At 70.1% G+C, this 3,528-nt stretch carries 4 protein-coding genes and 1 pseudogene; 3 read left to right on the forward strand and 2 right to left on the reverse strand.

The genetic code is table 11. The features are described from left to right. Together JHC99_RS17980 and JHC99_RS17985 are read left to right on the forward strand one after the other, a co-directional pair. Positions 1 to 436, forward strand: a 436-nt coding sequence (locus JHC99_RS17980) for a LysE family translocator (RefSeq protein WP_292156045.1), incomplete at its 5' end; no start/stop codon positions are given. A gap of 88 nt (positions 437 to 524) precedes the next feature. Continuing rightward, positions 525 to 896, forward strand: a complete 372-nt coding sequence (locus JHC99_RS17985) for a BA14K family protein (RefSeq protein WP_292156046.1) — start codon at positions 525 to 527, stop codon at positions 894 to 896. A 63-nt stretch (positions 897 to 959) separates the two neighbouring features. Here the strand turns inward: JHC99_RS17985 and JHC99_RS17990 are convergent, their stop codons facing one another. Both JHC99_RS17990 and JHC99_RS17995 read right to left on the reverse strand, forming a co-directional pair. Then, positions 960 to 1,640: a glutathione S-transferase family protein gene (locus JHC99_RS17990; RefSeq protein WP_292156047.1), complete on the reverse strand. Its 681-nt coding sequence runs from the start codon at positions 1,638 to 1,640 to the stop codon at positions 960 to 962. A gap of 50 nt (positions 1,641 to 1,690) precedes the next feature. Beyond that, positions 1,691 to 2,653 (reverse strand): cation diffusion facilitator family transporter, encoded by a 963-nt coding sequence (locus tag JHC99_RS17995; protein WP_292156049.1) that lies wholly within the window; start codon positions 2,651 to 2,653, stop codon positions 1,691 to 1,693. A 157-nt stretch (positions 2,654 to 2,810) separates the two neighbouring features. Between JHC99_RS17995 and JHC99_RS18000 the strand changes: the two are divergent. Continuing rightward, a pseudogene (locus JHC99_RS18000) lies at positions 2,811 to 3,528 on the forward strand (citrate/2-methylcitrate synthase); the annotation flags it as partial.

Raw genomic sequence — 3,528 nt, forward strand, 5'->3', positions numbered from 1 at the left:
CCTGCTGACCTGGCCGTGGCTGTACCAGACCATCCGCTGGGCGGGGGTGGCCTTCCTGTTCTGGCTGGCGTGGGATGCGTGGAAAAGTCCGGGGGCGGGCGAAACCGCGTCGGAGGATACCCCGGGGCGCGATCTGGGACAGGCCTTCGTCAGGGGGCTGGCGGGCAATCTGCTGAACCCCAAGGCGGCGGTCTTCTATGTGGCCCTCTTACCGACCTTCATCCGGCCCGATCACGCCCGGCCGCTGGTCCAGGCGCTGACGCTGGGGACGCTGCATCTGGGGGTCGCCCTGGTGGTTCACGGCCTGATCGTGCTGGGCGCGGCGGCGGCGGGCGCGCGTCTGCTGACCGACGCCAAGGGGCCTTGGCTGCGCGCCGCCTCGGCCCTGGGTATCGTGGCCGTGGCGATATGGATGGCGTGGGAGACGCGGGGCTAGGCAGAAGGCAGTTCGGAACGCCATGCAACGTCGCCGCTGGGGCGGCGTTACGGACCCAGCGGGGGCTAATCCAAGGAAGGCATTTCCAATGCGCACCCTATTGATCGCCGCTGCCGCCGGTCTGATGACCCTCAGCGCCCTGCCCGTCGCCGCTGCCGTCGCGCCGCAGGAACGACCCTATACGCAGGACACCATGCGCGGCCAGGACCGGGGTCGAAACGACAACGACTGGAACAACGGACGCGGCAATGACCGCAACGAGGGCCGCAACGACAACGATCGCTATGGCCGCTGGGACAACGGCTGGGGTGCGAGACCGGCGGGTCCGCCACGCGGCTGGACGCGGACCAACGACTGGTACCGCCACGTCCGCGCCTGTTCGCAGCGCTATCGCAGCTATAATCCGCGTACGGACACCTATGTCGTCAGGCGCAATGTGGTGGCCCGCTGCCGCCTGTAGGCCTTTTGCGGTCTGAAGGAACCGAGCCCCGTCGCGTGAGCGGCGGGGCTTTTTCGTGCGCGGCTAGAAGTCCAGGTCCGCATAGTGGGCGGCGGCGGCCAGGCCCTGGAAACGGTCGGTCAGCAGGGGGCGGAAACAGGGCCGGGACTTGATCTTCATGTACCAGAGCTTGAGCGCCGGCTGGGCCTTCCACGGCAATTCGCCGAAATAGTCGAGCACCGACAGGTGGGCGGCGGCGATCAGGTCGGCCTGGGACAGGCGACGCCCCGCCAGCCAGTCGCGGGCGGCGGCGAGCTCTTCCAGCATGGCGAGGTGCTCACGCAGGGCCGCGCGGCCGTCGCGCAAGGCGCGGGCCTCGGGCGGGCCGAGGCGGAGCAGGGGCTTTTCCATCCGCTCGTGCAGCAACACGGCGTTGACCTCGTCGGTGAAGCGGCGGTCGAACCAGGCGGTCAGGCGGCGCGCCTCGGCCCGCTCGGCAGGGTCCGAGGCCAGCAGCAGCGGCGTCTTCTGCTGATCCTCGATCCAGCCCAGGATGGCCGCGGGCTCGCAGAGGGTCAGAGGGCGGTTATCGGCGACCTGGAACACTGGGGGCATGGCCGAGGGGTTGAGGTCGGCCAGCGGGCAGTCGGGCTCCCACGGGCGGACGACAGTATCCTCGAACGCGATCTTGGCCTCGCCCAGCGCCAGGCGAACCGAGCGCGAGCCGGGGTCGAACGGGAAATGGAAGAGGACGCGGGCCGACATGCGGGGTTTCTGGACCCGCGTCCGTTAAATCGGCGTTTACTTCGTCCGGTTCAGCCCCAGGGGCCGGATGCGGGCCAGGGCGGTTCGTGGGGTGTGCCGGACGGATCGGCGTGGATCAGGACGTCGGCGCCGGGGAGGGCCTGACGGATGCGGTTTTCGGCGTCGTCGACGATCCTGTGAGCCTCGGTCAGGGTCAGGCCCCCGTCGAGATCGACGTGCATCTGGATCATCACCGCCCCGCCCGAGGTACGGGTGCGCAAGCGGTGCAGGCCCCGGATGCGGGCGTCGGACAGCACCGCCTGGGAAATGGCGGCGATCTCGTCGTTGGAAGCGGACCGGTCCAGCAGTTCGTCCGAGGCGGTCTTCAACAGGCCGACCGCGCCCCAGGCCAGCCAGACCGCGACGACCAGGCCGGCGGCGGCGTCCAGGCCCGGTGCCCGCAGCCAGGATCCCGAGATCACCCCGATCAGGACGACGACGGCGGCGGCGAGGTCGGCGGCGTAATGGGCACGGTCGCCGGCGACCGCGAGGGACTTGACCTGTTTCAGGGCCCGGGTCTGGAACCAGACCAGTCCCGCCGTCAGGATCATGGACAGGATGATGACGCCGACGGCCCATCCTCCGGCGGCGACGGGGCGAGGATCGAACATCCGGTGGATCGCCTCCCAGCCCACGAAGACGGCCGAGGCGAAGATCAGTCCGGCCTGGACCAGAGCGGCCATGGACTCGCCCTTTCCGTGGCCGTGGCGATGCTCGGCGTCGGCGGGCGCGGCAGCCCAGCGCACGGCGAAGAAGGTGGCCAGCGACGCGGCCAGATCGAGCGCGGAATCGGTCAGTGAGGCCAGCACCGAGACGGAGCCGGATGCACCCAGCGCAAAGGCCTTCAATGCGATCAGGACGACGGCGACCCCGACCGACAGGCGGGTTATCCGACGGGTGATCGCCGCCGCGTCGGGTCCGGTCAGCGCGGGCTTTACGGCGGCGTCAGGCGGCGTTTCGGCGGGGGAGGTCATCCCCGGCCTTGTCGCCGAAAGCCGGGGCCTTGCCAAGCGCGGCGGTCACAGGCTTATGGTCAAGCTTAACTCTTAAAACGGTGGTCACCAAAGCGCCGCAAGGTTGTAGCGTCTCTTACCACGACGCGATGACGAGGAAGGTTGGGCAGGCATCGGCATGGATACGGCCGGACGCTGGATAGGACGGGGCGAGGCCCTGGCGCGGCTGGGGGTCAAGACCCAGACGTTGTACGCCTATGTCAGCCGTGGGCGGATCGCCGCGCGGCCCGATCCCGCCAATCCGCGCCGCAGCCTGTATGCCGTCGAGGACATCGGCCGGCTGACCTCGCCGAGGTCCGAGGCCGAGCCTCCGGTGTCTGCGGACCTTGCCCAGCTGACGACGCCGGCGGTGCGCGGCGTGGTCACGATCGCATCGTCGGTCAGCGTGATCGCGGGGGGGCGGCTGCTGTATCGGGGCCGGGACGCGGTCGATCTGGCCCAGACCGAAACCATCGAGGACGTCGCCCGCCTGTTGTGGGATGCCCGGGACGAGAATCCGTTTGCGGGACTGGGGCCGCGTCTGGACGGGGCAGGGGGCGTCAACGCCCGCACCCGTCTGTTCGGAGCCCTGGGGCGGCGGGCGCATGAGGACCGGTCGTCGGCCGGTCGCGATGGGGCGTCGCTGAAGGTCGAGGCGGCCTCGGTGCTGAACGAGGTCATGGATGCGGTGGCCGGGCCGGGGCCGCGCCTGTATTTTCACCAGCGGCTCGGGCGGGGCTGGAAGCTGCTGGAGCGGGACAGTCCCCTGATCCGCCGGGCGGTGGTGCTGGTCGCCGATATCGGGTCGTGTCCTTCGGCCGTGGCCACGCGGGTGTCCGCGGCGGGCGGGGCGTCCC

The sequence above is a fragment of the Brevundimonas sp. genome, assembly GCF_016463485.1.
Classification (GTDB): Bacteria; Pseudomonadota; Alphaproteobacteria; order Caulobacterales; family Caulobacteraceae; genus Brevundimonas.

Excerpts from the sequence above, each read along its gene's own strand:
- JHC99_RS17985 (WP_292156046.1), top strand. The coding sequence starts at position 525 with ATGCGCACCCTATTGATCGCCGCTGCCGCCGGTCTGATGACCCTCAGC.
- JHC99_RS17990 (WP_292156047.1), bottom strand. The coding sequence starts at position 1,640 with ATGTCGGCCCGCGTCCTCTTCCATTTCCCGTTCGACCCCGGCTCGCGC.
- JHC99_RS17995 (WP_292156049.1), bottom strand. The coding sequence starts at position 2,653 with ATGACCTCCCCCGCCGAAACGCCGCCTGACGCCGCCGTAAAGCCCGCG.